Below are 22,816 nucleotides of genomic sequence, written 5' to 3' on the forward strand. Positions count from 1 at the left end.
GATTACCGGCGCTTCGCGCAGGTCCGGACGCGGCTAGGGCAATTGCCCGCGGTCGGCGGCGAAGTCGGTCAGGGCTTGGTCGGTCAGGCGCATGGTGTCCCAGTCTGTCATCGCGACCGCACCTATCGAGCGGTAGAAGTCGATCGAGGGCGTGTTCCATTTCAGGACCGACCACTCGACTCGGGCGTAGCCGCGGTCCTCGGCGATCTTTGCGAGCGTCTGGAGCAGCGCTTTACCGAGTCCGGTGCCCCGATGTGCCTCCTCAACAAAGAGATCTTCGAGGTAGATGCCGTGTACGCCGCGCCACGTTGAGAAGTTGAGGAAGTACAGCGCGAAGCCGACGACGTGATCGTTGGGCGACTCGCTCGCCACCAGACCGAACACGGCGGGGTCGTCGGCAAACAGCGCCGCCCGGAGCTGCTCGGTGGTCATCAGCGCCTCGTGTTCGGCCTTCTCGTAGATCGCGAGCCCGCGCACGAGGGTGATGATGGCGTCGAGATCCTGATCGGCGACTTGTCGCACGCGCGGGTCGGTGCCGTGGGGGAGCTGCGCGGAATCGTGGTGGCTCATCTGCGTGATCCTTTGTAGTGGTCGTTAGGGTCGGCGTCTGGAGGACCATGCCGCCCCGCGGTACCTAAGTCGTCCTCGTTCGCTTCGTCCTCGTCGTCCTCGTCGTCCTCGTCCTCGTCCTCGTCGTCCTCGTCGTCCTCGTCGTCCTCGTCATCGTCCTCGTCATCGTCGTCGATCGGGAGGAAGACCGAGGGCAGCTTGTGGCGAGGAGGCGCGACGGAGTCCGGACCGAACAACCGGCGGCGAATCGGTCCGGTTAGCCATCCGAGTGGCGCTACGGCCACGTATCCGTAGGCGACGAGGCAGCCGGTGATGGCCGGGATGAAAGTGAACCCGACCGCTAGTACGACGACCAGCGCTACCGACAACCAGATCCCGCGCTTAGACGGCGAGATGAGGGCGCGGAAGGACTTGAACCGGTAAGACGTCACCATGAGGATGGCCGGGACCACGGCCGCGCAGATCGGTACGGCGTACTCGAATCCGTCGAACGGGCCGCGGAAGGCGAACACGGTGGCCAGTACGACGCCGGCCGCCCCAGGGCTAGGCAAGCCCGTGAAGTAGCGCTTGTCGGCAAGCGGGTCGATCGTCACGTTGAAGCGCGCGAGGCGCACGGCCGCGCAGCCGAGCCAGAGCCCGGACAACACCCATCCCCACACGCCGAGCGGATGCAGTCCCCAGGTGAACAGCAGGACCGCGGGGCCGAAACCGAATGAAATCAAGTCCGACAGCGAGTCGAACTGCAATCCGAAGGGCGTGATCGAGCCCACGGCGCGTGCGACGGCGCCGTCGGAGATGTCAAGTACGACGGCGACCCCGATGAGAACGGCCGCTAGGGAGTGTTTGCCCTCGAATGCGAGAAGTACGGACACGAAGCCACACATCATGTTGAGCAGCGTCAGGAAGCTCGGCAGCATCGCCTTGGAGCGTGTTTTCGCGTCGAGCTTGTGAGGGCGTACTACCTGGGCTCCGGTGACCGAGACAAGTTGGAAGCCGCCGCCGCGGCGGCGTCTGCGTCGGCGCATCGCGCCGCGGATCCGCCCATGCGGTTCGGCGTGCATCAGTGCGCGTCCTCGGCGAACCCGAGGGCTTGATCGGCGCTGTGCACCGGCCAGCGAGCCAGCGTGCTCTCGCCCGCGACAACCCGTTCACCCTTGGCGACCAGTAGCGGCACCTCCGGGGGGAGGAAAATATCCATGCGCGAACCGAACTTCATGAGACCAATCCGCTGGCCGGTCTTGATGTGGTCGCCGACGCTGATACGAGTGACGATCCTGCGTGCCAGTAGCCCGACGATCTGTCGGTAGATCACCGTCCGCGTCGCGTCACCATGGCGGCTCTCGACGGTGATGTCGGTGCGTTCGTTGGCGACGGCGCTCTCTTTCGTGAATGCGGCGAGGTACTTGCCAGGGTGGTACGTCACGTCGGTGACGGTGCCACCGTACGGCGTGCGATTGATGTGTACATCGGCGAGTGACAGGAAGATACTCACCTGCTGCCAGTCCCCGGGAGGCGCTACGCCGGGCTCGGGCGGACCGGCGTGCATGACCTTGCCGTCGGCCGGGGCGACGACGATGTCCGAGTCGATATCGACCGGCAGGTCGGGATAGCGTTCCGGGTCACGGAAAAACGCGGTTACACCGGCGCTCAGCGCGCCCAGTGCCAGCGCGGTGCGCTTCTTGCGGGCGACAAGCGCGAGCGTCGCCGGTAGTGCGGCCGCGGCGATGAACGGGATTCCGGCTCTATCGATCTTCACAGTGCTGTGGTCACTTCTCACAATTCGGTATCGAGCGCTTGCACGAAGTGCAGCGATGCTTGTTGTTCGGTTCTATTGTCGGCGGACTTTAGTGCGCCCAGCCGGCGGCGGACGCCCTTGAGCGGCCGGTCCACTGATGTTAGTGGGTGTGCGGCGTAATCCGCGCGACCTGCGGGGGTACGCGGCCCCGGAACACGTAATCGGCGGGCGTCAGGGCCGACGATGATGATCAGTCGGTGGCGGCGCGGGCCTCTGCGGATGGGCTGTTCCAGCGGGCGACGACTCGATCGCCGCGATCCTCGGTGAGGATGCTCACGGTGGCTGGGTCGAGCAGAAGATGTACGCCGGCCGTGGTGGGTAGCGCCAGCCAGACGGTGGCGAGTACCCGGCTGAAGTGCCCATGCGTGAAGACGATGGCGTCCTTACCGGCGCGCAAGGTGGGCAATAGTCGCTCGATGACGCGGCGAGCGCGGGCCTCGACCTCCTCGGCGCTCTCGCCGCCGACGGGAGTGCCGGTCCAGATGGTCCAGTCGGGGCGGGCACGCCGGATCTCCTCGCGCGTCATGCCCTCGTAAGTGCCGTAGTCCCATTCGGCAAGATCGGGGTCGATCTGCGGATCGGCGATGCCGGCAAGATCGGCCGTGCGCCAGGCGCGCCGTCGCGGGCTTGCGCTGGTGTAGCCGAAGTCGAACTGAGTGAGCGCGCCACGGAGGGACGCGGCCTGACGTTCCCCCTCGGGCGTGAGCGGGATGTCGGTCACGCCGGTATGGCGGCCGGAGGCGGACCATTCAGTCTGACCGTGCCGCACGATGACAAAGGCGCCGACCTCGGTTGAGGTCGGCGCCTTGGCATCAATTGCGTCCGTGGACGCGACCGGCCGAGTCACGCCTTCTTGGTCTCCCAGAAGATTTCCGCGATCTGGTCGATCAGGTCGAGCAACTCCTGGCCCTTGGCCGGGTCCATCGATCCCTTGGCGCCACCGGCCCCGGCAGCCTTGGTGGCCTTCCAGAACAGGTCGTGGATCTGGGGGTGCTTCTCGAGGTGCTCGGGCTTAAAGTAGTCGGTCCACAGCACCCACAGGTGATGCTTGACGAGCTCGGAACGCTGTTCCTTGATCAGGATCGCGCGGGTGCGAAACTCGGGATCGTCGTTGTCCTGGTACTTCTGCTGGACCGCCTTGACGGACTCAGCTTCGATGCGTGCCTGGGCCGGATCGTAGACACCGCAAGGAAGATCGCAGTGGGCGTGGGCAATGACCTTGGGGCGTAACGAGAAGCGCATATGGACCTCCGTAAGTATGTGATGGCAGTGGTTGTTGCCATTTTTGCGTACGTCAATGACCTTACCCCCGATGCCCGGCGTCAAACAGTCCGGCGTACGGCGGCGGATGAATTCGCGATGTAGAAAAAGTCCATATAGAACGGCGATCGTGATGCCACAAGTTGGCAATAAGGCTAATGCGCGAAGATGGAACAATGACGACCGGAAAGAGCCGCTGGTTTCGCGCCGCAGTAAGTGGGCAGTCCATGGCCCCGACGCTTAACCACGGCGACTACGTGATGGTCCGCCGAGGCGGCACGGTCCGACCCGGTCAGGTCGTGCTTGCCGAATTCGAGCTAAAGCCGGACTTCATTGTGATCAAACGCGTGGTGTCGGTCGATGACAACGGGTTGTGGCTAGTCGGAGACAACTCCGCGCAGAGCGACGCGAGTGAGAAATACGGGTACGCCGCACCGCTCGGGGTCGTGTTCGCTCGCTACTGGCCCCATCCACGAAAGCTCTGATCGATCCGTGCCGCTGACCGCAGAAGATGATCGCTTAAAGGGATCCCGTTACGCCAGACAGGTCAACGGCTGGCCGCCGTTGTAGGTCATCATGTCCTGCAGGACGCGGACCCCGTCGATCTCGGCGCCCCGCTCGGCGCCGTCGAGCTCGAAATATGCGCGGTGCAAGTTGCCCACGATGCGTTCGGAGTCCGAAAGCTCGGCGAATTTTCCGAGGTCGGTGCCGCGTGCCAGCTCGAGCGGATGCACGCCGTCGGCATGCCCCTTCTTGGCTAGCTCCATCACAAATGTCAGGTAGTCCAGTACGTCATCGATGAGACCGGGGCCGGCGACCGGGCCGTGCCCCGGCACAATCGTCTCGGCACCGAATCTCTTCAGGCTTGCCACCGCTTCAAGTGCGCCAGCCACCGAGCCCATCAGCAGGAACGGTGTGCCCCCGTTGAAGACGAGGTCGCCCGCGAAAAGCAGCTTGCGCTCGGGAAGCCAGATCACGGAGTCGTTGGTCGTGTGCGCCGGCGTGCCGGCATAGCTGACCTCGCAGCGAAGATCGTCCACGAAGACGTTGACGCCTTCTGTGTAGGTCAAGAACGGCGGGGCAGGCTCGATGTCGCCCCAGTCCGGTCCACCATCGGGGTTGACGAAGATCCCGGCGGACTGGAGGCGCTTGATGCCTTCCTTGCCGTCCGCGAGGATCGCGTCACGGCACCGCTCATGCGCGACGATGGTGGCAGTGTCGAACAGAAAGTTGCCATTGGTGTGGTCGCCGTGGTGGTGGGTGTTGATCAGAGTGTGGACCGGGTTGCCAGTCAGGCCGGCGATCGCGTCCTTGAACGCTCGAGTGCGCGCTACGGTCGATGTGGAGTCGACAGCCACGGTGTGCTTCTTACCGACGAGGACGCCCATGTTGTTGATCCACCACGTGCCATCGGGCTGGATGTAGGCGAAGACGCCGTCACTGACCTCGTGCAGTTCCGGCGGTCCGAGCGGTGCGTGACTTTGGGGTGACGAGCTCATTGCTTCTCTTCTCCGATGATGTGATGGACGGTGCTCGTTCAGTGGCCCGAGCTGAGCGGGTGACGTTCGGGCGCAGCGACGACCTTCTGTCGCAGCTGGCCGATCCGCTCAACCTCGAGGACGACCTCGTCGCCCGGAGCGAGCCAGCCGCGGAAGCCATCGGGATCCATCCGGAAGTGCTCGAGCAGGCAGCCGCGACCGACGGTGCCCGACCCGAGTACGTCACCGGGGACCAGATGAGTGCCCCGCGAGGTGTACGCAACGACGTCGTCGAACGACCAGTCGATCGTCGACCAGTTGCCGGCGCTGAACGGCTGCCCGTTGATCGCCACCGTCATCGCGAGGTCGAAGCCTTTGTTTTTGCGGAAGGGCTCCAGCTCGTCAGCGGTCACCAGCACCGGGCCGAGGGTTGTCGCGCCGTCCTTACCCTTAGCAGGCCCGAGCCCGACCACCATCTCATCCATCTGGATGTCCCGGGCGCTCCAATCGCAATAGATCGTGTAGCCCGCGATGTGAGCGGCGGCGTCTTGCGGGCGGATGTTGCTGCCGGCAGTGCCGATGACGGCCGCGATCTCGAGTTCGTAGTCGAACTGTTCGCAGCCAGGAGAAATCGCGACCTCGTCGTATGGCCCGATGACACCCGCCGGATTCGAGAAGTAGAACGCCGGGTAGCGGCTGTGACGCTCGTCGATATCTGAGCCGCGCGCATTGCGAATGTGCTCGTGAAAGCACATGGAGTCACGCATGGACGGCGGCCGCAGGAGTCCTTTGATGCGAGCGGACTCCCACGCGATCGTCTCGTGCGGCGGGTTGAGTGCATCCGTGCCGGCCGCAATAAGCGCGTCGTCACCGGCGGTGAGCAGGTCGACGAGAGACTTCTCGGTGTCGAGTCCGTGCAGCGTGTTGTCGCTGAGCACGCCGACACGATCGCGCCCGTCCGCGGACTCGTATGTCGCAAACCTCATCGTCAGCTCCTGGATTTAGCCGCGCAGTTGCGCGTACCACTTTTGGCACTCATCGTACGACGGCAGCAGTCCCTGATCCTTCGCCTCGCTGAGGGTCGGCGCGGCCTGGTCCTTAGGCGAGAGCAGAAGCTCCAAATCGGCCGGAATCGGGAGGTCTAATGCGGAATCGAGAGGATTAAGGCCCTTTTCACGCTCGGGGTTGTAGCCGGCCGAACAAAGGTAGATAAGGGATGAGTCGTCCTCGAGCGCCACGACCATGTGTCCGACTCCCTCCGAGACGTATACCGAACGTCGCGTATCCCCGTTGAGCTCGACGTAGTCGACCTGACCGAAGGTGGGAGAGCCGTCTCTGATGTCGACGAGGATGTCGAGGAACGAGCCCTGTGGGCAGTAGACGTACTTCGCCTGGCCGGGCGGCACCAGCGCATAGTGGATTCCTCGGACCGTGCCCTTCTTCGAGACCGAGTGATTGGCTTGTACCAGGTCCAACCGGTGTCCGAGCGCTTCTTCTAACGGTTCGGCGCGGAAGCATTCAAGAAAGACGCCCCGCTCGTCAGGGAAGACTTTGGGGGTGAACTCGAGTACTCCTGGGATTTTCAGCTCGCGTACGTCCATGGAAATCAAAATACCGTCTCGGAGTGTGGGAGTACTCACCGCATACGTGGTGCGGTCGACGTCGTCAGCTGTGGGAATATGGACGGGAGCGCGGGCCACCCCCGTACGTCAACTTTGCCGGGCCACCCCCGTAGCCATCTTCTTTTCGTTGTCGAGGAGACACGTGAAAAATCCCGAGCCACCACCAATTGACGCTGCCCTGCAACCCATCTACGACGCGCACGACCACGGCAAGATCGAGGTCAATCTCAAGGCGCCGATTAAAGACGCGGACGACCTCTCGAAGGTCTACACGCCGGGTGTTGCCGAGGTATGCATGCGCATCGCCGATTATCCCACTGAGAAGGCCAAGTACACCGCCGCCCCGGGCATTGTTGCCGTGGTCAGTGACGGCACCGCCGTACTCGGTCTAGGCGACATCGGGCCGGACGCCGCACTGCCGGTCATGGAAGGCAAAGCCTGCCTGTTCAAGCAGTTCGGCGGGCTCGACTCGTTCCCGATCGTGCTCAACACCACGGACGTGGACGAGATCATCCACATCGTCAAGGCGATGGCGCCATCGTTCGGCGCGATCAACCTCGAGGACATTTCCGCGCCGCGCTGCTTCGAGATCGAGGATCGGCTCAAGGAAGACCTCAAAATTCCGATCATGCACGACGATCAGCATGGCACCGCGATCGTTGTCACCGCCGCCCTGCGAAATGCGCGGATTCTCAGTGGCCGGAGTGACGGCGACCTGCGGATCGTGATCGCCGGCGCGGGCGCCGCGGGCATCGCCTGCGCAAAGATGCTTTACAGCACCGGCGTCACCGATATCGTGCTAACCGACTCCAAGGGCGCGATCCATAAGGGTCGCCCGGACTTGACCCCGGTGAAGCAGGGACTGCTTTCGTGGACCAACAAGGACGACCTCACAGGCAGCACCGAAGAAATCCTTGACGGAATGGATTGCTTCATCGGACTGTCCGGTGGAACGATTCACGAGAGTGCGATCGCGACCATGTCGAAGGACCCGATCATTTTCTCGTTGTCCAACCCGACGCCCGAAGTACACCCAGAGTTGGCGAAGAAGTACGCGACGGTGATTGCTACCGGTCGCAGCGACTTCCCCAACCAGATCAACAATGTGCTCGCGTTCCCGGGCGTGTTCAAGGGTGCCTTCCAGGCTGGGGCAACCGCGATCACCGAAGACATGAAGATCGCCGCTGCTGTGGCGATCGCGGACGTCGTGCTTGACGAGCTCACGCCGGAAAGAATCATTCCGGACCCGTTCGACCCGCGGGTCGTACCGGCGGTTACGGCGGCCGTGGCCAAGGCGTGGACCGACGGCGCGGACTGGATTATTCGCTAGCACTGGATTATTCGCTAGCACTGGGCCATTTGCTAGTGCTGGTCTAACCAACAACAGCTACACACAAAAGAGGCACCAACAACGCGATCGCGTCGTAGGTGCCTCTTTTGGTATGTGCTAGCTAGTCGTCCAGATCGTCGAGCTCATCGTCGCGTGCCAGGAATGTTGCGATCCGGTCGGTGGCGTTCTCGAACTCGGGATTAAGGTCGACGAAAACGCGTAGCCGGTCACATAGCCACTCGATGCTGACGTCTTCGTCCTCGCGTCGCGCCGCGAGCTCCTCAATGCCCCGATCCGTAAAGTACACCGCGCGCGCCTAGGCGAGTGCGCGATCGAGCAGGTCAGCCTGCTCGATCTCGTGGACCTTATGCGAGCCGACCGCCGGGCTGGCCGATGCGGGCCGAGACACTCCGACGAGAGCGGGGGTACCGGCCGGGAGCTCTCCTGGCAGGTGCATCGCCATGAACGACCACGCGCCCATGTTGGCCGGTTCCTCCTGGACCCAGCGCAGTTCTTTGAGGTTGCTGTACTTCGCGAGCTCGTCGGCGATCTGCGCCGACGGCAGGGGATAGAGCTGCTCGACGCGGACGACGGCGACATCGTCGCGGCCGGCCTTTTCCTTGGCGGAGATCAGGTCGTAGTTGACCTTGCCGCTAGCGAGCAAGACCCGAGTGACCTTCTGCGGATCGACGTCCGGATCGCCGATTACAGGCTGGAAACCGCCTTCGGTGAAGTCCTTCACCTCGGACGTGGCGAACTTCGCGCGAAGCAGCGACTTCGGCGTGAACAGCACCATCGGGCGATGAATGTTGTCCAGCGCGTGCCGGCGCAGTACATGGAAATGGTTGGCCGGGGTCGAGCAGTTGGCGATGGTCATATTGTCCTCGGCGCACATCGCCATGAATCGCTCGATGCGTGCGCTGGAGTGGTCCGGTCCCTGACCCTCGTGTCCGTGCGGCAGCATGAGAACGACGCCAGAGCGCTGTCCCCACTTCGCCTCGCCGGAGCTGATGTATTCGTCGATGACCGACTGCGCCCCGTTGGCGAAGTCGCCGAACTGCGCCTCCCACACCACCAGTGCCTCACTGTTTTCGACCGAATAGCCGTATTCGAAGCCCATCGCGGCGTACTCCGACAGCAGCGAATCGAAGATCCAGAACCGCGCCTGACCGTGGCCCAGATGCAGCAGCGGGGTGTATTCCTCGCCGTCATTGCGGTCGATGAGCACCGCGTGCCGCTGCACGAACGTGCCGCGGCGAGTGTCCTGGCCGGCCATCCGGACCGGGACCCCGTCGAGCAGCAGAGAACCCAGGGCGAGCGTTTCGCCCATGCCCCAGTCGATCCCGCCGTCGATCGCCATCTTCTGGCGACGTTCGATGAGCTTCTTGAGCTTGGGATGGACGGTGAAGCCGTCTGGCTGGTTGACATGCGCATCGCCGATGATGCGCATGGTCTCTTCGGTCGTCGCGGTCTGCACAGACGTCGATTCCTGGCTCGCGCGCGGCACCGGCTGGCCGGTTGGGGCTTTGGACCCGCGGGTCTCGATGAAGACCTGTTCGAGTTTCTTCTGGTAGTCCTGTAGCGCTTCTTGCGCGTCATCGAGGGTGATGTCACCACGTCCGATGAGGGCTTCGGTGTAGAGCTTGCGGACCGAGCGCTTCGCGTCGATGATGTCGTACATCTCCGGCTGGGTCATCGACGGGTCGTCGCCTTCGTTGTGACCGCGGCGGCGGTAGCACACCATATCGATCACCACGTCCTTCTTGAACGCCTGACGGTATTCGACGGCGAGACGTGCAACTCGTACGCAGGCCTCTGGATCGTCGCCGTTGACATGGAAGATAGGCGCGCTGACCATCCGGGCTACGTCGGTGCAGTAGAGACTTGAGCGCGCGGCGGCGGGGGAGGTGGTGAACCCGACCTGGTTGTTGACCACGACGTGCACGGTGCCGCCGGTACGGTAGCCGCGCAGCTGCGAGAGGTTGAGCGTCTCGGCAACGACGCCCTGCCCCGCGAACGCGGAGTCACCGTGCATCAGGAACGGCAGCACCGTGAACCCGGACTCGCCCTTGTTGATCTTGTCCTGCTTGGCTCGCACGATGCCTTCGAGAACCGGGTCGACGGTCTCCAGGTGCGAAGGGTTGGAGGTCAGTGACACCGTCGTCGAGTGTCCAGTCACCGGGTGGGTGAACTGGCCGCTCGCGCCGAGGTGGTACTTGACGTCACCGGAGCCGTGCGCGGAGGTGGGGTCGATGTTGCCCTCGAACTCGCGGAAGATCTGTCCATAAGACTTGCCGACCACATTGGCCAGCACGTTGAGGCGGCCACGGTGCGGCATGCCGATCGCGACCTCATCGAGCTCGTGCTCGGCAGCGCGCTGCAAAATCGCATCGAGTAGCGGGATGACCGTCTCGCCGCCCTCAAGCGAGAACCGCTTCTGGCCGACGTACTTGGTGTGCAAGAACGTCTCGAACGCCTCGGCCGCGTTGAGCTGGCTGAGGATGTGCTTCTGCCACTCGATGGGGAACTTCTCGTTGACCCCTTCGATCCGCTCCTGAATCCAGGCGCGCTCCTCGGGATCGGTGATGTGCATGTATTCCACGCCGACCGTGCGACAGTAGGCATCGCGCAGTACGCCGAGGATGTCGCGCAACTTCATCACGCTGTTGCCGGCGAAGCCGCCGACCGGGAACTCGCGGTCGAGGTCCCAGAGCGTCAGGCCGTGTGTGATCACGTCGAGGTCGGGGTGAGTGCGCTGCTTGTAGTTGAGCGGATCGGTGTCGGCCATGAGGTGGCCTTTGGTGCGATAGGCATCGATGAGTTCGATGATCCGCGCGCCCTTGTCGATTTGCCGACCATGGCTGACGGTGCGGTCAGCGAGCCAGCGTACCGGCTCATAAGGAATCCGCAGCGACTTGAAGATCTCGTCGTAGAACTCGTCACCGCCGAGCAGTAGCTCGTGGATCCGGCGCAGGAAGTCACCGGAGTAGGCGCCCTGGATGATGCGGTGGTCGTACGTCGAGGTCAGGGTCATGGTCTTGCTGACCGCGAGCTCGGTCAGCGTCGCCTCGCTCATCCCCTCGAACTCCGCGGGGTAGGCCATCGCGCCGACGCCGACGATAGTGCCCTGGCCGCTCATCAGGCGCGGTACGGAGTGGTTTGTCCCGACGGTGCCCGGGTTGGTCAAGCTGATCGTCGTACCGGCGTAGTCGTCCATGGTCAGTTTGTTGTTGCGAGCCCGTCGCACGATGTCCTCGTACGCCGCGAGAAACTGGCCGAACTCCATCGACTCGCAGGCCTTGATCGACGCGACGACCAGGGTGCGGCTGCCGTCCGGCTTGGCCAAGTCGATCGCCAGCCCGAGGTTGGTGTGCTCGGGTCGGACCAACGTCGGCTTGCCGTCGGTCTCCTTGAAACTGTTGTTCATGTCCGGGAACTCGTGCAGCGCCTTGACGATCGCGAAACCGATCAGGTGGGTAAATGACACCTTGCCACCGCGGGCTCGCCGTAGATGGTTGTTGATGACGATGCGGTTGTCCGCCAACAGCTTGGCCGGGACCGCGCGAACGCTGGTCGCGGTAGGCAGGTGGAGCGACGCTTCCATGTTGGCGACGATCGCCTTGGCAGCACCCCGAATCGGGCTGACAACCGAGTCGTCGGACTGCGCCGCCGTTTTAGGTGCAGCCTTGGGGGTCGCGCTGGCCGACTCCTTCACTGGTGCCGAAGTGGCAGCTTTGGACTGCGCCGCCGCGGGCTTGGGCGCATTCGCGGTGCTTTTCTTCTGCGCGGACTGCTCGGGTGAGGACGCCTCGGCAGGCTTGCTGGCGACGGGTGCCGAATCAGACTTCGACGGTGCAGAGGCCGCGGCCGCCGGTGCGCTGGCCGGCTTGTTGTTGGCCTGCCCGGCGTCGCCGTTGCCGGCGTGCGGCGCGTCGGGCTTGTAGTCGGCGAAGAACTCGTGCCATGCCGGGTCGACTGATTTAGGGGCTTCTAAATATCGTTGGTACATCTCCTCCACTAGCCATTCGTTGGCGCCGAAATCGGCGCCGCTGTGTGAGGGGCCAGTGGATGAATCCTGCTGTGTCGACACGGTGGTCAGATCGCCTTCTCATGGTCGATGTGGGTTACGAGATCTTGCCCACAAACTGTCGCGGACAATACCCTTCAGGCTACGCCAATTCGTAACGTGATTAAACCTACATAGCAATGGTGTGCGCCACCGAATCAGCTAACTTCTCGGCGCGTCGACACAAAGAGCGCGATGATCGCGAAGACGATGCCGTACGCGGCCAGCAAGATGCCGCCCTGCACTGGAGTCAGCAGGTGAATAACAGCGCCCGGACGGTCGGCGTAGGTATAGAGCGCGGACGACGCGCCGCCGGGTAGAAGCCGGTAGATGTCCCGTGTAGCAGGGATTCCGGCCAAGATGTTCTCAATGACGAACATGTAGGCGAGGAGTCCCACGACCGCGCCGATCTGGTTGCGGACCAATGCGCCGAACCCAACGCCGACGATGCCATAGAGCGCGGCGGCGATCGCCGCGCCGACCAGAATTTTCCAGTTGTTGCCGGCCAGGGTGAACGACCCACCGGCACCGTTGATCCAAAGGGCGGACAGCGCGATGACAAACACCGCTGCGATCGCCGCGTAGACGACGCCGAGTCCGAGATACGTGATGAGCTTGGCGACGATGACCTTCCAGCGCGCCGGAGTCGTCAGGAATGTCGGCGTCGCGGTGCGGTGGCGGTACTCCTGAGTGATGCCGATGACGCCGAGGATCGCGATGAAGATTGTGGCGCTGGATGGACCGCTCAGCACGAGCTCTTGGATTTGGGGAGCGGTGATCTTCGGCAGCGGAGCCTGTCCATTGCCGGCATCCCGGCCAGCAAAGGACAGCGTGATGACGACCGGGACCAATGAGAACAGCACGGTCCCGATCAGGAGCAAGAGCCAGGTCTTGGTGGAGAAGAACTTACGCAGTTCAGCCTTGATCAGTCGCATCACGCCACACCACCCTGGCTGCTAGAAGGGTTCTGGTCGCTCGCAGCGTGCCTGGGGTTGGTCGGGCTGCCATCCGGTGCGGCCGTGCCATCGGTCTGGTCAGTGCCCGAGTAGTCGCCCTGTCCTTCCGTGAGCTGGAAATACATGAACTCCAAGTCCTTGGTGTCCTCGCGTAGTTCGTGGAGCACGGTGCGAGTCGCGAACGCGACTTCGCCGATCTCTGCGATGGGCGCATTGAGTACGCGCAATCCCTCGCCGTGAGCCTGTACGTCGTACCCGGAGCTTCTGAGCTCAGCTTGCAGGGCGCTCAGGTCGGGACCGCGCACGAGGGCCGCCTTTTCCAACGACCCGGCTAGCTCAGCGATCGTGCCGGCCCGCACGAGCTTGCCCTTCGCGATGATGACGACTCTGTCGACCGTCTGCTCGACCTCCTGAAGCAGATGGCTGGAGATCAGGATCGTGCGGCCCTCGGATGCCAGGTGACGCAAGAACCGGCGCAGCCATTGGATGCCTTCAGGGTCGAGGCCGTTCGCCGGCTCGTCGAGGACGAGGACCTTCGGATCTCCCAGCAAGGCGGTAGCGAGCCCGAGGCGCTGACGCATACCGAGTGAGTAGCCACCGGCCTTGCGTCGCGCCGCCTTCGTGAGTCCGACCAGGTCAAGCACCTCGTCGGCGCGCTTGTCGTCGATGCCCGCCGCGGCGGCGTAGACACGCAGATGGTTACGTCCGCTGCGCGCCGGGTGGAATGTCGTGTCCAGCACGGCGCCGACCGTCTTGATCGGCGCGTTGAGGTGGCTGTAGGGCACGCTGTTGATGGTGGCGGTCCCTTTGGTCGGCTCGGACAGTCCCAGCACCATCCGCAGCGAGGTGCTCTTGCCGGCGCCGTTGGGCCCGAGAAAGCCGGTGATGGATCCGGGCTCCACGCTGAAGCTCAAGTCGTCGACCGCACGAAGTTGTCCGTAGGTCTTAGTCAGTCCACTGACCACGATTCGTCCGGAACCGTCGTCCGTCATTTGGGGCATGGGAACCTTTCGATCGATACTCGAAACAACACTCACCAATCTACGGTGATCTGCAGGTCTTGCAGTATTTGCCGCGCTGCGTTGTGACCGGCCGCACCGATCACTGACCCGCTCGGGAAGCATCCGGCGGACGCCGCATAGACACCCGGTAGGTCGAGGGCGTAGGCCAGCCGGTCGTCGAAGGAGACCGTCGGGTTGACGTGGTGGATGTTGCCGTGGGTGATGCCGAAATGGGACTCGATATCGGTCGGCGTGAGGACCTGCGCCTCGACCAGCAGGTCGCGAATGTCCGGCGCGTAGCGCTCGGTCAAGTCAAGGATCCGCTCGACGTACGCCGGACCCTCGGTGGCCCAGTCCGAACCCGCCGGCATATGCGGCACTCCCTGCACGAATAGCGCGCTGGAGTGACGGCCGGCTTCGTCACGCAGGGACGGGTCGAGGGTCGAGTGCAAATACCACTCCAACGGCGGGGTGGGTGCGAGGCTTCCTGCCGCGGCGCCATCGAAACAGGCGCGAAGCGTCTCGAGAATTGAGCCATCGTGTTCGGGCATCAAATGCACCGTCGTACCGTGCTGGCCGTGGCGGTCGGCGAGAGCAGAAAACGTCGGCAGCCCGGACAGGGCAAGATTGATCTTCAGGGTTTGACCTGCCGAGATCTTGGCCCACTCCGACACCTGGGTGCTCAGCGCGGGCGGGCAGTCGTCGCCGAGCAGCCCGGGGATCCGGAAGGCATCGCAACCGGCGACCACCACCTTTGCGTTGAGGTGCCGACCGCTGTCAAGTAGTACGCCGTTCGCCGCGCCGTCCTCCACAAGGATCCGCTCGACGCGCTGGCCGGTGACAATGCGGGCGCCGGCGTGCCGGGCCGTGCGGGCGAGGGCAGCGGTGACCGAACCCATCCCTCCGATAGCGACCATCCAGGTGCCGCCGGCACCCGGGAGCCGGCACATGTTGTGCACGAGGAAGTTGTGCCCGCTTCCCGGCGTCCACGGTGATCCGGTCAGGCCTGGCATCCCGTCGGTGACGGCATACATGGCCAGCACATCCTCTGTCGCGAACTCGAACTTGCTGAGGTAGTCCACGACGTTGCCGCGCACGAGATCGACGAACGCTTCGCGAAGCGTCGGGCGGACAAAATGCTCAGCGGTGTCCTCGACGCTTTGAACCGGCTGCAGCCACGCCGGGCCGACGTCGCTCACGATGTCGCCGATCTCTGTGGCGAGTGCCTCTGCGGCGCGGGCATCCCGCGTGGTGAAGAACTGCGCGAACTGTCGGCGTGACTCGGTCTGGTCGCTGCCGAGCAGCAGATGACGACCGTCCAGGGTCGGCATGAAGTAGTGCGGGTCGCGCCGAGTCAGCTCAAGGTCGCGGCCGGGGACGATATCTAGCAGGACCAGCAGTTCGGGCGGGAACGGTCCGAACAAGTAGGCACCGGTGGACGCGGCAAGGCGCGGCGCCTGCGCGAACGGGTACTCGGTGCGACATGCTCCGCCGAGGACGTCGTCCCGCTCGATGACGGTGACCGTCAAGCCGGCGCGGGCGAGGAGGGCGGCCGCGACCAGTGCGTTGTGACCGGCGCCGATGATCGCGACGTCGCACGCGGACGTCATACGACGTGGTCGTTCTTGCCGCCGGGGCGTACGACGTTGTGGGATTGGTGGGGGATCAATGCGCCGTCCATCCACCGTCTATTGGTAGCGACGCGCCGGTGATAAACGTTCCGGCCGGTCCGCACAGGTAGGCAACGAGCTCGGCCACTTCTTCGGGCTCGATGAGCCGTTTGATAGCGGCTCGTTGGAGCATGACCTGCGAGACAACCTGCTCCGCATCGAGGTTGTTGGCCTTGGCCTGGTCGGCGATCTGGCCCTCCACAAGCGCGGTGCGGACGTACGCCGGGTTGATGCAGTTGGACGTGACGCCGTGCTCGGCGCCCTCTAGCGCGGTGACTTTGGAAAGACCTTCGAGACCGTGTTTCGCTGTCACATATGCACTTTTGAACGGCGAGGCGCGTAGCCCGTGAATGGACGAGATATTGACGACCCGGCCAAACTTGTTTTCGTACATGTGCGGCAGTGCCCGTCGTACCAGCCGGAACGGTGCCTCCAACATGACCGTGAGGATCAAGTGGAACTTGTCGACGGGGAACTCATGGATCGGTGCGACAACCTGTAAGCCGGCGTTGTTGACCAGGATGTCGATACGCGGATCGAGACGGTCGATCGAGTCCAGGTCTGAGAGGTCGCAGCTCATCGGTGCGCCGCCGATTTCATCCGCGACCTGGGTGGCCGTGTCCACGTTGAGGTCCAGCACCGTGACATGCGCGCCGGCGGCCGCGAGCCGTATTGCCGTGGCCTTGCCGATTCCCGCGCCCGCACCTGTGACGAGTGCGCGTCGCCCCTGCAGATCGAGCGCTCCGCTGTTGGTTTCCATGCGGACACGGTAGCCGCCGGCGGCGGGCAATGGCATAGGATTTCGTGGCCGATGAGCAGAATCTCGCGTGTGTCCGGGCTCGGCTGCCCGGGCTCGTATGCCCGGGTTCGACTGTCCAGGATCGGCGGAAAGGCGCAACACAGGTGGTTGACTGGCTGCGGTACGCCTTGATGGCCGGCGGTGTACTCGTCGCGATCTCGGCATATTTCGGATGGCGCTCGAATACGGCACCCGGGCGAATATGCCTGCTCCTCAGCGTCGCTACCGAGGCGTTAGTCCTCGCCCAGACCGTTGTAGTCGCGGTCAAGCTGGCAACCGGGCGTCACGTCGCTGAGCCGGCAACAATCATCGGTTATTTGAGCACCCTGGTAATTCTGCTGCCGGCCGCGTGGTGGTGGTCCAGACTCGAACAATCCAAGTGGGGCGCGGTAGTTGTTGTAGTCGCTGGGCTGGTGGTTGCTGTCTTGACGGCGCGGCTGCAACAACTGTGGGTGGCGCCGGCATGACTCAGTCACCGCCCAGCGACTCGTCCGACGGCGAGTCCGCGTCCGGCGGTCCGAACGGTGGAGCGCCCGGCGGAGCGCCCGACCGCACGTCCGGCCCCGGTCGCGTCCTCGTCGCCGTCTACGCGATCTTCGCGGTTGCCGCAACTGCGCGTGCCAGCGTGCAGCTCACGACCCAGTTTCACGAGGCGCCGCTCGCGTACTTGCTGTCGGCCTTCGCCGCCGCTGTCTACATCGTCGCGACGGTTTCGTTGGCGCGTAAGGGAATCGGGGGCTGGAAGGTCGCGCGGATTGCGTGCCTCACGGAACTGGTCGGCGTGCTCGTGATAGGTACGGCGAGCCTGGCGTTCTCGGCCGACTTCCCGAGGGCCACCGTCTGGTCGTGGTACGGCGCCGGCTACGGATTTGTGCCACTGGTGCTCCCTGTCCTTGGCCTGCTGTGGTTGAAGAGGACGCGGCCTGGTAGATAGGTCCCATGACAAATTCCGACAGTTCTAACGAGCTCACAAACGTCACCTACGAAGTCGCCGACCGTGTCGCCACGATCACCTTGAATCGGCCCGACCGAGGCAATGTCTACAACTGGGACATGGCCGAAGAAACGATCAAGGCGCTTGACCTGGCTGACGAGGACGACGATGTGCGCGCCGTGATCGTCACCGGCGCCGGCAAGTATTTCTGCGTAGGTATGGACATCGACGCCTTCGGTGACCTCGGTGAGACGGATCGCGCGCAGATCGGCGGATACACCCGGGACGGCGGTGGCATGGTCGCGTTGCGAATCCTGTCCCTATATAAGCCGGTGATCATGGCGATCAACGGTTCCGCGGCCGGCATCGGCATGACGATGACGCTCGGCGCCGACGTGCGAATCGCCACCGAAGATGGGAAGTTCGCCTTCCCGTTCACGCGTCGTACGATCGTCCCCGAAGCGTGCTCGTCATGGATTTTGCCGCGAATCGTGGGCATCACGCAGGCGCTCGAATGGATTTCTACCGGTCGTACTTTCCGCGCAGCAGAGGGTAAAGAGGGCGGGCTGTTCAGCTACGTCGTACCGACCGACCAGGTTTTGCCGAAGGCTCGCGAGATTGCCAAGGAGATCGTGGACAACACCTCGCCGGTATCGGTCGCGGCGTCCCGCCAAATGCTGTGGCGCGCGCTCGGGTTCAGCTCGCCCTGGGACGGGCATCGGCAGGAGTCTGAGGGTGTTCAGCGTCTCGTCGGCGGACCGGATGGGCTCGAAGGAGCGCAGGCGTTCAAGGAGAAGCGGCAGCCCGTGTTCACCTCGACAATCAAGAACGACTACCCATTTGCATGGGATCGGTGGCCCGAAGCGCCGAACGACTTGTCGTAGGTCCGTCGGTGCTTCTTGAGGTCCGGAATCTGGGCGCGCGGTTTGGAGATATAGCGCTGTTTTCCGGTGTGGACGTCGTCCTCGAACCGGGCGTCGTACTCGTCGTGGAGTCGGAGATCGAGCTCGCGCGGACGACGTTTTTGGAGCTCGTCGCCGGCATTACGATGCCGACGACGGGTTCCATCGCGGTCAACGGCGCGCCGGTAGGCGGCGGACTCGCGGGTCAGGTTGCGAGCGTGCTGCACGACGAGGGATTCCCGCAGGACGAGCCGGTCGCCGTGCACCTCCAACGGGTCCTCGCCGACTACGCCGCGGACCCAGTCGCCGCCGCGGTGCAGCTGCTGGAGCGGGTACGGCTCACGCACCGCGCGGAACACGAACCGTGGGCGATGTCGGCCGGGGAGTACCGGCGGATCGCGCTCGAACTCGCATTTTCGGTGCCGAAGAAGCTGCTGGTCCTAGACGAGCCGGAGCGCCGCCTGGACCGGCCGTCCGTTGAATGGGTGATCGAATCCGTGCGGGCGCAGGTTGCCGGTGGGGCGGCGGTAGTGCTGGCGACGTACGACGAGCGACTAGGCGATCTAGCCACCCGCCGGCTGGAGCTCGTCAGCCGGACCGAGATGTCGTGAGCCGCGACGGGCGGCCGGCTCGCGCCGATGCCTTTAGCGCGCGAGGCTCGAAGAAGGTTGTAAATCCAGGCCGAGGAGACTGCCGAGCTCTTTAATCGCAGCATCGGGGTCGGCGACCTTGATCGTGGTCATTCCCATCTCGCGCGCGGGTTTGAGATTGATTCCAAGATCATCGAGATAGATGCATTCGGCCGGTTCCACGCCAATGAGCGCGCATCCGCGTCGGTAGAACTCCGGTTGAGGCTTGCGCACGTTGACCTTGCTGGATTCGACGACGGCATCGAACTTCGCCATTATGGCCTTGGTGTCCGGCCGTTCGTTGGCGGTAGGTGAATGCTCGCCCGAGCTGGCGACGTTGTTGGTCAAGCATGCGGTCTTGTAGCCGGCCGCTATTACCGCGTCGAGTGCGGCAACCATCTGCGGCCGTACCTTCCCGGCAAGTAGGCCGAGGACGTCGCGACCGGGGATCTCATGTCCGAGTTCGGCCGATTCCGCGGCGAACGCGCGATCGAATTCCTCGTGAGTCAGGTCGCCGCGCTCCAGGTGCGCCCAAGCGTTGGTGTCTGGATTGCGCGTATTCACCGACCGTACGAAGTCATGCGGCAGTCCGTGCTCCTGCTCATATGTGTTGAACGCATCGAATGGACTGGACAGGATGACGCCGCCAAAGTCCCACAGGACGGCGCGATAGGTATGGCTCATGCTTATATCTTGCCAACGGCCGGAAACGTCGGCTCGGGGTGCTCGCCGTACGGCATGAAATGAGCTTCCGCCTCAGTCGCCATCACAGACGTGATCTCTGGTGCCCTCAGTAGGAATCGAACCTACGACCTTCTGCTCCGGAGGCAGACGCTCTATCCCCTGAGCTATGAGGGCGGATAAGCCGGTAAAGATTAGCAGTAGGGTGCGAGGCGACGTACGCCGGTAACCCCGTGCAGCGGCTTCGGCGGGAACTTGCTGGCAGTTCACGGCACCGCCGGTAACGTTCGACATCCGATCAACATCTGTTAAAGGGGACGATTAATGCACAGACTGAGCAGGGCAGTACTTGTCACGGCAGTTGCGGCGTCATTGACGCTCGCCGCGTGTAGCACCAAAGGTGGGACGAGCGGCGCGGCGAAGACCGGTGCCGGCGGAGTCAAGACCGACTTCGGCGTCACGGACAAGACGATTACCCTGGGCGCTCTGCCTGACCTGTCCGGTGTCTTCAAGGTGAATGGAATCGCCTATACCGCAGGAAACGAGATCTGGGCCAATGAGGTCAACGCAAGCGGTGGGATATGCGGACGGCAGATCAAGCTCGACATCAAGGACATGCAGTATCAAGCTGACAAGGCCGTGACTCTGTATGCGTCGATGAAGGACAAAGTGGCGGGAATTGTGCAATTGGACGGGTCGCCACCGCTCGCTGCACTCAAACAGTCATTGGTCTCGGACAAGATGCTCAGTATCCCGGCATCGTGGGCGTCCACCAACCTCGACGCCCCAGAGGTCTTCATGGTGGGTGCGACATACGACATCGAGATCCTCAACGGGCTCTCGTACCTGCAGGGGAAGGGTCTGATCAAGGACGGCGACAAGATTGGGCATCTCTATATCGACAGCGAGTACGGCAAGGGCGGGCTGCTCGGTTCGGACGCGTACGCCAAGAAGCACAACCAGACCGTTGTCCAGGTAAAGGTCACCGCGTCGGACAACGATATGACGCCGGCGATAACGCAGCTCAAGTCGCAGGGGGTCAAGGCTGTAGTCCTCACAACGACGGAGGCGCAGGCGAGCTCCGCGGCGACCGCGATGGCGGCGCAGGGTCTAGGTGCCCTACCGATTCTGGGAAATAACCCGACGTTCGATCCGACAATGCTCGATACACCGGCCAAGAACGCGCTTGGCAACTACTACCGGTCGGTGTCGTTTGCGCCGTACTCGGCCGACAAGCCGATCGTGCAGAAGATGGCGAAGGCGTATGACGCGAAGTACACGGACCTGCCGAGCGATAACGTCAATGTCGGTTACGCGTTTGGCCTCGCGTATCAGGCAGTGCTCGAGAAGGCCTGCAAGGCAAAGGACTTGACGCGCGCGGGGATCGTGAAAGCAGCACAGGGCGTCAAGGTCGATATGCAGGGGCTGACCGGCCCGCTCGACTTCTCCAATCCGGGGGAGCCGTCGACGCGCTCGACGTACGTCGAACAGGCTGATCCGAACGCCAAGGGCGGACTGAAGATCGTTCAGGAATTGACCGAGTCACCCGAGGCCAAGGACTACAAGGCGCCGCTCCAGAAGTAACCACGTCGGGCTCCGGCGCCGCCGTCGCCACGGCCGGTAGGTGCGTACCAGGGATGGTGCGGTTATTTGGTCGGGAGAGGGGCGGCGCCGCGGTCGCGAAGCATCTGCTCCATGAGCACGACTTCCTTGGCCTGTGCCTTGCCCATTCCCTTAGCGACGGCGCGAACCGCCTTGGTTTGCGCGTGGTCTGCGGCGTACTGGGCCATGGGCAGGCCGCCGATGTGGTGGCGCAGCATCAACTGCAAGAAGTAGATGTCGAGGGCCGTACCCGTCAGCGACTTCAACTTCGCCATCTCATCTTTGGTGGCCATCCCTGGCATTAGACCATCGCTCGAGTGAGATCCGTGGCCGGCATCGGCCGGCATCCACGACATCGGTACGCCGCCGTAAAGAGGCCGGCCCCAGGACAGCAGCATTCCCTGCATCTGCCCGATCTGGGTGAGCTGCGTTGTGTCGATGTCAAAGGCGAGCAGGCGGATCGTCGGGTCGTCAGAGTTGTCGCGCACGTAGCTGGCCATCTCCGAGGCTTGCTGATGATGCGCGCTCATATCGCGAGCGAAACCAACGTCCACCGATCCTTCGCCAGGCGGCTGCTGCGCGGTATTCGTGCCGAGATGGAAGATGACGGCAAGTGCCCCGCCGGCGACCAACAGCGAGATGGCGACGATCGCGGCGGTCAGAGCTAACAGCCACTTCGGCCGCTGTGGAGCGACGTCACTGACAGCGGGCATACGTTAGCCCTGAGTCCCGGTACTGGTCGGGTCCATCGGCGCGGACTGATCCGGTACGCCGGTGTCAGAGGGCACCTTCGGATCGGCCTTGAACGTCGGGTTCTGGCAGCTCGCACCGAGTTCCGGCGTGAACTCGGCATTGAGGCGGAAACCGTCGATGAACTTCTTCACGCGTTTGTCGGTGGGGGAGTCGACCTTGAGCTGGTGTCCCCATGACTGCAGCGATATAGGCGATCCCTGGTTGGGATACGGGCTCAGGAGGGTGAAGTCTTTACCGGAGGCCAGTTTTTCAAGCTGGGCAATCACGTCGGCGTCGACAAGTGCTGGGTCGTAGGTGATCCAGACGGCTCCGTGCTCGAGAGAGTGCACCGCGTTTTCGTTCTTGATCTGCACCGAGTAGACGGTGCCTGTGCAGTCGGCCCATTCGGGATTGTGCGTACCGCCGACGGGTGGGGTCTCCTTGTAGGTGACCGGATCGTTGCTGTGTGCGCCTTGTGCGCTGGTGTAGTCGAACGTCTGTAGCCCCGAGATCTTCGTGGGGTCGTTGGCGGCGTCTTTGGCCGTCTTGTCACTGGTCGCCTTGACGGCATAGAACACCGCAAACGCCGCGAAGAGTACAACGGCCAGGGTCGCGCCGATCAGGGCCCACGGCCGACCCGACTTGGACACGACCGATGAGTTGCGTGCCCCGCGAATCGCCGAATCAACCTTCGCGGACTTCTTGGAGGAGCTGCCCGACTTCTCGGACGACTTTGCAGTGGGCCTTGAACCGCCGGCTTTCTTGCTGTTGCTCATCGGGTGTGCGGTA

24 protein-coding genes and 1 tRNA gene are annotated in these 22,816 nt (G+C 63.5%); 7 read left to right on the plus strand and 18 right to left on the minus strand.

What is annotated here, in order from left to right; all coding sequences use genetic code 11:
• Nucleotides 1-33 precede the first annotated feature (33 nt).
• From CLV47_RS03010 to sodN, 5 genes are all read right to left on the minus strand, one after another.
• Nucleotides 34-570 (minus strand): GNAT family N-acetyltransferase, encoded by a 537-nt coding sequence (locus tag CLV47_RS03010; protein WP_106347533.1) that lies wholly within the window; start codon nucleotides 568-570, stop codon nucleotides 34-36.
• On the minus strand, nucleotides 567-1,631 hold the full coding sequence (locus CLV47_RS03015; RefSeq protein ID WP_202862359.1) for a CDP-alcohol phosphatidyltransferase family protein: 1,065 nt from the start codon (nucleotides 1,629-1,631) through the stop codon (nucleotides 567-569). Before CLV47_RS03015 ends, CLV47_RS03010 begins: the two co-directional genes overlap by 4 nt.
• On the minus strand, nucleotides 1,631-2,326 hold the full coding sequence (locus CLV47_RS03020) for a phosphatidylserine decarboxylase (protein ID WP_106347534.1): 696 nt from the start codon (nucleotides 2,324-2,326) through the stop codon (nucleotides 1,631-1,633). The genes CLV47_RS03015 and CLV47_RS03020 overlap by 1 nt, the downstream gene beginning before the upstream one ends.
• Before the next feature lie 229 nt (nucleotides 2,327-2,555).
• On the minus strand, nucleotides 2,556-3,212 hold the full coding sequence (locus CLV47_RS03025; RefSeq protein ID WP_238145187.1) for a histidine phosphatase family protein: 657 nt from the start codon (nucleotides 3,210-3,212) through the stop codon (nucleotides 2,556-2,558).
• Nucleotides 3,209-3,607, minus strand: a complete 399-nt coding sequence (sodN, locus tag CLV47_RS03030) for a superoxide dismutase, Ni (protein ID WP_106347535.1) — start codon at nucleotides 3,605-3,607, stop codon at nucleotides 3,209-3,211. The genes CLV47_RS03025 and sodN overlap by 4 nt, the downstream gene beginning before the upstream one ends.
• A gap of 194 nt (nucleotides 3,608-3,801) precedes the next feature.
• Between sodN and CLV47_RS03035 the strand changes: the two genes are divergently transcribed.
• Nucleotides 3,802-4,110 (plus strand): S24 family peptidase, encoded by a 309-nt coding sequence (locus CLV47_RS03035; RefSeq protein ID WP_202862360.1) that lies wholly within the window; start codon nucleotides 3,802-3,804, stop codon nucleotides 4,108-4,110.
• 48 nt (nucleotides 4,111-4,158) lie between these two features.
• On the opposite strand, the gene CLV47_RS03040 is transcribed toward CLV47_RS03035, so the two are convergent.
• Genes CLV47_RS03040 through CLV47_RS03050 form a run of 3 tightly spaced genes read right to left on the minus strand, consistent with a single transcriptional unit; the run spans nucleotide 4,159 to nucleotide 6,743 of the window.
• Nucleotides 4,159-5,124, minus strand: coding sequence for an MBL fold metallo-hydrolase (locus CLV47_RS03040; RefSeq protein ID WP_106347537.1), 966 nt, complete (start codon nucleotides 5,122-5,124; stop codon nucleotides 4,159-4,161).
• 38 nt (nucleotides 5,125-5,162) lie between these two features.
• On the minus strand, nucleotides 5,163-6,089 hold the full coding sequence (locus CLV47_RS03045) for a fumarylacetoacetate hydrolase family protein (RefSeq protein ID WP_106347538.1): 927 nt from the start codon (nucleotides 6,087-6,089) through the stop codon (nucleotides 5,163-5,165).
• A gap of 15 nt (nucleotides 6,090-6,104) precedes the next feature.
• Nucleotides 6,105-6,743, minus strand: a complete 639-nt coding sequence (locus CLV47_RS03050; protein ID WP_238145188.1) for a dTDP-4-dehydrorhamnose 3,5-epimerase family protein — start codon at nucleotides 6,741-6,743, stop codon at nucleotides 6,105-6,107.
• Between the two features lie 124 nt (nucleotides 6,744-6,867).
• Between CLV47_RS03050 and CLV47_RS03055 the strand changes: the two genes are divergently transcribed.
• On the plus strand, nucleotides 6,868-8,055 hold the full coding sequence (locus CLV47_RS03055) for an NAD(P)-dependent malic enzyme (RefSeq protein ID WP_238145189.1): 1,188 nt from the start codon (nucleotides 6,868-6,870) through the stop codon (nucleotides 8,053-8,055).
• Between the two features lie 121 nt (nucleotides 8,056-8,176).
• On the opposite strand, the gene CLV47_RS03060 is transcribed toward CLV47_RS03055, so the two are convergent.
• The 6 genes from CLV47_RS03060 to CLV47_RS03085 all read right to left on the minus strand — a co-directional run bounded on the left by CLV47_RS03060 (nucleotide 8,177) and on the right by CLV47_RS03085 (nucleotide 16,508).
• Nucleotides 8,177-8,362 (minus strand): DUF6104 family protein, encoded by a 186-nt coding sequence (locus tag CLV47_RS03060; protein WP_106347541.1) that lies wholly within the window; start codon nucleotides 8,360-8,362, stop codon nucleotides 8,177-8,179.
• A gap of 9 nt (nucleotides 8,363-8,371) precedes the next feature.
• Complete coding sequence (locus CLV47_RS03065; RefSeq protein WP_238145190.1) at nucleotides 8,372-12,145, minus strand: multifunctional oxoglutarate decarboxylase/oxoglutarate dehydrogenase thiamine pyrophosphate-binding subunit/dihydrolipoyllysine-residue succinyltransferase subunit; 3,774 nt, start codon at nucleotides 12,143-12,145, stop codon at nucleotides 8,372-8,374.
• Nucleotides 12,146-12,279: 134 nt separating this feature from the next.
• Complete coding sequence (locus tag CLV47_RS03070) at nucleotides 12,280-13,059, minus strand: ABC transporter permease (RefSeq protein ID WP_106347543.1); 780 nt, start codon at nucleotides 13,057-13,059, stop codon at nucleotides 12,280-12,282.
• Nucleotides 13,056-14,069 carry an ABC transporter ATP-binding protein gene (locus tag CLV47_RS03075; RefSeq protein WP_106347544.1) on the minus strand — a complete coding sequence of 338 codons (1,014 nt, stop codon included), beginning with the start codon at nucleotides 14,067-14,069 and terminating at the stop codon, nucleotides 13,056-13,058. The genes CLV47_RS03070 and CLV47_RS03075 overlap by 4 nt, the downstream gene beginning before the upstream one ends.
• 41 nt (nucleotides 14,070-14,110) lie before the next feature.
• Complete coding sequence (locus CLV47_RS03080) at nucleotides 14,111-15,688, minus strand: phytoene desaturase family protein (protein ID WP_106347545.1); 1,578 nt, start codon at nucleotides 15,686-15,688, stop codon at nucleotides 14,111-14,113.
• Between the two features lie 55 nt (nucleotides 15,689-15,743).
• Nucleotides 15,744-16,508 (minus strand): 3-hydroxybutyrate dehydrogenase, encoded by a 765-nt coding sequence (locus tag CLV47_RS03085; RefSeq protein WP_106347891.1) that lies wholly within the window; start codon nucleotides 16,506-16,508, stop codon nucleotides 15,744-15,746.
• Nucleotides 16,509-16,651: 143 nt separating this feature from the next.
• Here CLV47_RS03085 and CLV47_RS03090 point away from each other — a divergent pair, with 143 nt between their 5' ends.
• From CLV47_RS03090 to CLV47_RS03105, 4 genes are read left to right on the plus strand one after another with little or no spacing between them, the layout of a single operon-like run.
• Nucleotides 16,652-17,014, plus strand: coding sequence for a hypothetical protein (locus tag CLV47_RS03090; protein WP_106347546.1), 363 nt, complete (start codon nucleotides 16,652-16,654; stop codon nucleotides 17,012-17,014).
• Nucleotides 17,011-17,481 (plus strand): hypothetical protein, encoded by a 471-nt coding sequence (locus tag CLV47_RS03095; protein ID WP_238145191.1) that lies wholly within the window; start codon nucleotides 17,011-17,013, stop codon nucleotides 17,479-17,481. The genes CLV47_RS03090 and CLV47_RS03095 overlap by 4 nt, the downstream gene beginning before the upstream one ends.
• A gap of 5 nt (nucleotides 17,482-17,486) precedes the next feature.
• Nucleotides 17,487-18,365, plus strand: a complete 879-nt coding sequence (locus CLV47_RS03100; RefSeq protein WP_106347547.1) for an enoyl-CoA hydratase-related protein — start codon at nucleotides 17,487-17,489, stop codon at nucleotides 18,363-18,365.
• Entirely contained in the window at nucleotides 18,335-18,994 is a 660-nt protein-coding gene (locus CLV47_RS03105; RefSeq protein WP_170110940.1) for an ABC transporter ATP-binding protein, read from the plus strand. The genes CLV47_RS03100 and CLV47_RS03105 overlap by 31 nt, the downstream gene beginning before the upstream one ends.
• A gap of 33 nt (nucleotides 18,995-19,027) precedes the next feature.
• Here the strand turns inward: CLV47_RS03105 and CLV47_RS03110 are convergent, their stop codons facing one another.
• Nucleotides 19,028-19,696, minus strand: coding sequence for an HAD-IA family hydrolase (locus CLV47_RS03110; protein WP_106347549.1), 669 nt, complete (start codon nucleotides 19,694-19,696; stop codon nucleotides 19,028-19,030).
• Between the two features lie 98 nt (nucleotides 19,697-19,794).
• Nucleotides 19,795-19,870: transfer RNA gene (locus CLV47_RS03115), tRNA-Arg, on the minus strand.
• A gap of 147 nt (nucleotides 19,871-20,017) precedes the next feature.
• Here CLV47_RS03115 and CLV47_RS03120 point away from each other — a divergent pair.
• Nucleotides 20,018-21,277 (plus strand): ABC transporter substrate-binding protein, encoded by a 1,260-nt coding sequence (locus CLV47_RS03120; RefSeq protein ID WP_106347550.1) that lies wholly within the window; start codon nucleotides 20,018-20,020, stop codon nucleotides 21,275-21,277.
• A gap of 62 nt (nucleotides 21,278-21,339) precedes the next feature.
• On the opposite strand, the gene CLV47_RS03125 is transcribed toward CLV47_RS03120, so the two are convergent.
• Nucleotides 21,340-22,008, minus strand: coding sequence for a DUF305 domain-containing protein (locus CLV47_RS03125; RefSeq protein ID WP_106347551.1), 669 nt, complete (start codon nucleotides 22,006-22,008; stop codon nucleotides 21,340-21,342).
• A gap of 3 nt (nucleotides 22,009-22,011) precedes the next feature.
• A complete protein-coding gene (locus CLV47_RS03130; protein ID WP_106347552.1) occupies nucleotides 22,012-22,803 on the minus strand; it encodes a DUF3105 domain-containing protein in 792 nt (263 codons plus the stop codon).
• Between the last annotated feature and the right edge of the window lie 13 nt (nucleotides 22,804-22,816).

The sequence above is a fragment of the Antricoccus suffuscus genome, assembly GCF_003003235.1.
In the GTDB taxonomy this organism is placed as follows: Bacteria; Actinomycetota; Actinomycetes; order Mycobacteriales; family Antricoccaceae; genus Antricoccus; species Antricoccus suffuscus.

What these genes read in the sequence shown, in the direction of transcription:
- CLV47_RS03045 (WP_106347538.1), bottom strand. Translation starts at nt 6,089, where the DNA reads ATGAGGTTTGCGACATACGAGTCCGCGGACGGGCGCGATCGTGTCGGC.
- CLV47_RS03080 (WP_106347545.1), bottom strand. Translation starts at nt 15,688, where the DNA reads ATGACGTCCGCGTGCGACGTCGCGATCATCGGCGCCGGTCACAACGCA.
- CLV47_RS03130 (WP_106347552.1), bottom strand. Translation starts at nt 22,803, where the DNA reads ATGAGCAACAGCAAGAAAGCCGGCGGTTCAAGGCCCACTGCAAAGTCG.
- CLV47_RS03010 (WP_106347533.1), bottom strand. Translation starts at nt 570, where the DNA reads ATGAGCCACCACGATTCCGCGCAGCTCCCCCACGGCACCGACCCGCGC.
- CLV47_RS03120 (WP_106347550.1), top strand. Translation starts at nt 20,018, where the DNA reads ATGCACAGACTGAGCAGGGCAGTACTTGTCACGGCAGTTGCGGCGTCA.
- CLV47_RS03110 (WP_106347549.1), bottom strand. Translation starts at nt 19,696, where the DNA reads ATGAGCCATACCTATCGCGCCGTCCTGTGGGACTTTGGCGGCGTCATC.
- CLV47_RS03040 (WP_106347537.1), bottom strand. Translation starts at nt 5,124, where the DNA reads ATGAGCTCGTCACCCCAAAGTCACGCACCGCTCGGACCGCCGGAACTG.
- CLV47_RS03075 (WP_106347544.1), bottom strand. Translation starts at nt 14,069, where the DNA reads ATGACGGACGACGGTTCCGGACGAATCGTGGTCAGTGGACTGACTAAG.
- CLV47_RS03035 (WP_202862360.1), top strand. Translation starts at nt 3,802, where the DNA reads ATGACGACCGGAAAGAGCCGCTGGTTTCGCGCCGCAGTAAGTGGGCAG.
- CLV47_RS03100 (WP_106347547.1), top strand. Translation starts at nt 17,487, where the DNA reads ATGACAAATTCCGACAGTTCTAACGAGCTCACAAACGTCACCTACGAA.
- CLV47_RS03015 (WP_202862359.1), bottom strand. Translation starts at nt 1,631, where the DNA reads ATGCACGCCGAACCGCATGGGCGGATCCGCGGCGCGATGCGCCGACGC.
- CLV47_RS03125 (WP_106347551.1), bottom strand. Translation starts at nt 22,008, where the DNA reads ATGCCCGCTGTCAGTGACGTCGCTCCACAGCGGCCGAAGTGGCTGTTA.
- CLV47_RS03095 (WP_238145191.1), top strand. Translation starts at nt 17,011, where the DNA reads ATGACTCAGTCACCGCCCAGCGACTCGTCCGACGGCGAGTCCGCGTCC.
- CLV47_RS03085 (WP_106347891.1), bottom strand. Translation starts at nt 16,508, where the DNA reads ATGGAAACCAACAGCGGAGCGCTCGATCTGCAGGGGCGACGCGCACTC.
- sodN (WP_106347535.1), bottom strand. Translation starts at nt 3,607, where the DNA reads ATGCGCTTCTCGTTACGCCCCAAGGTCATTGCCCACGCCCACTGCGAT.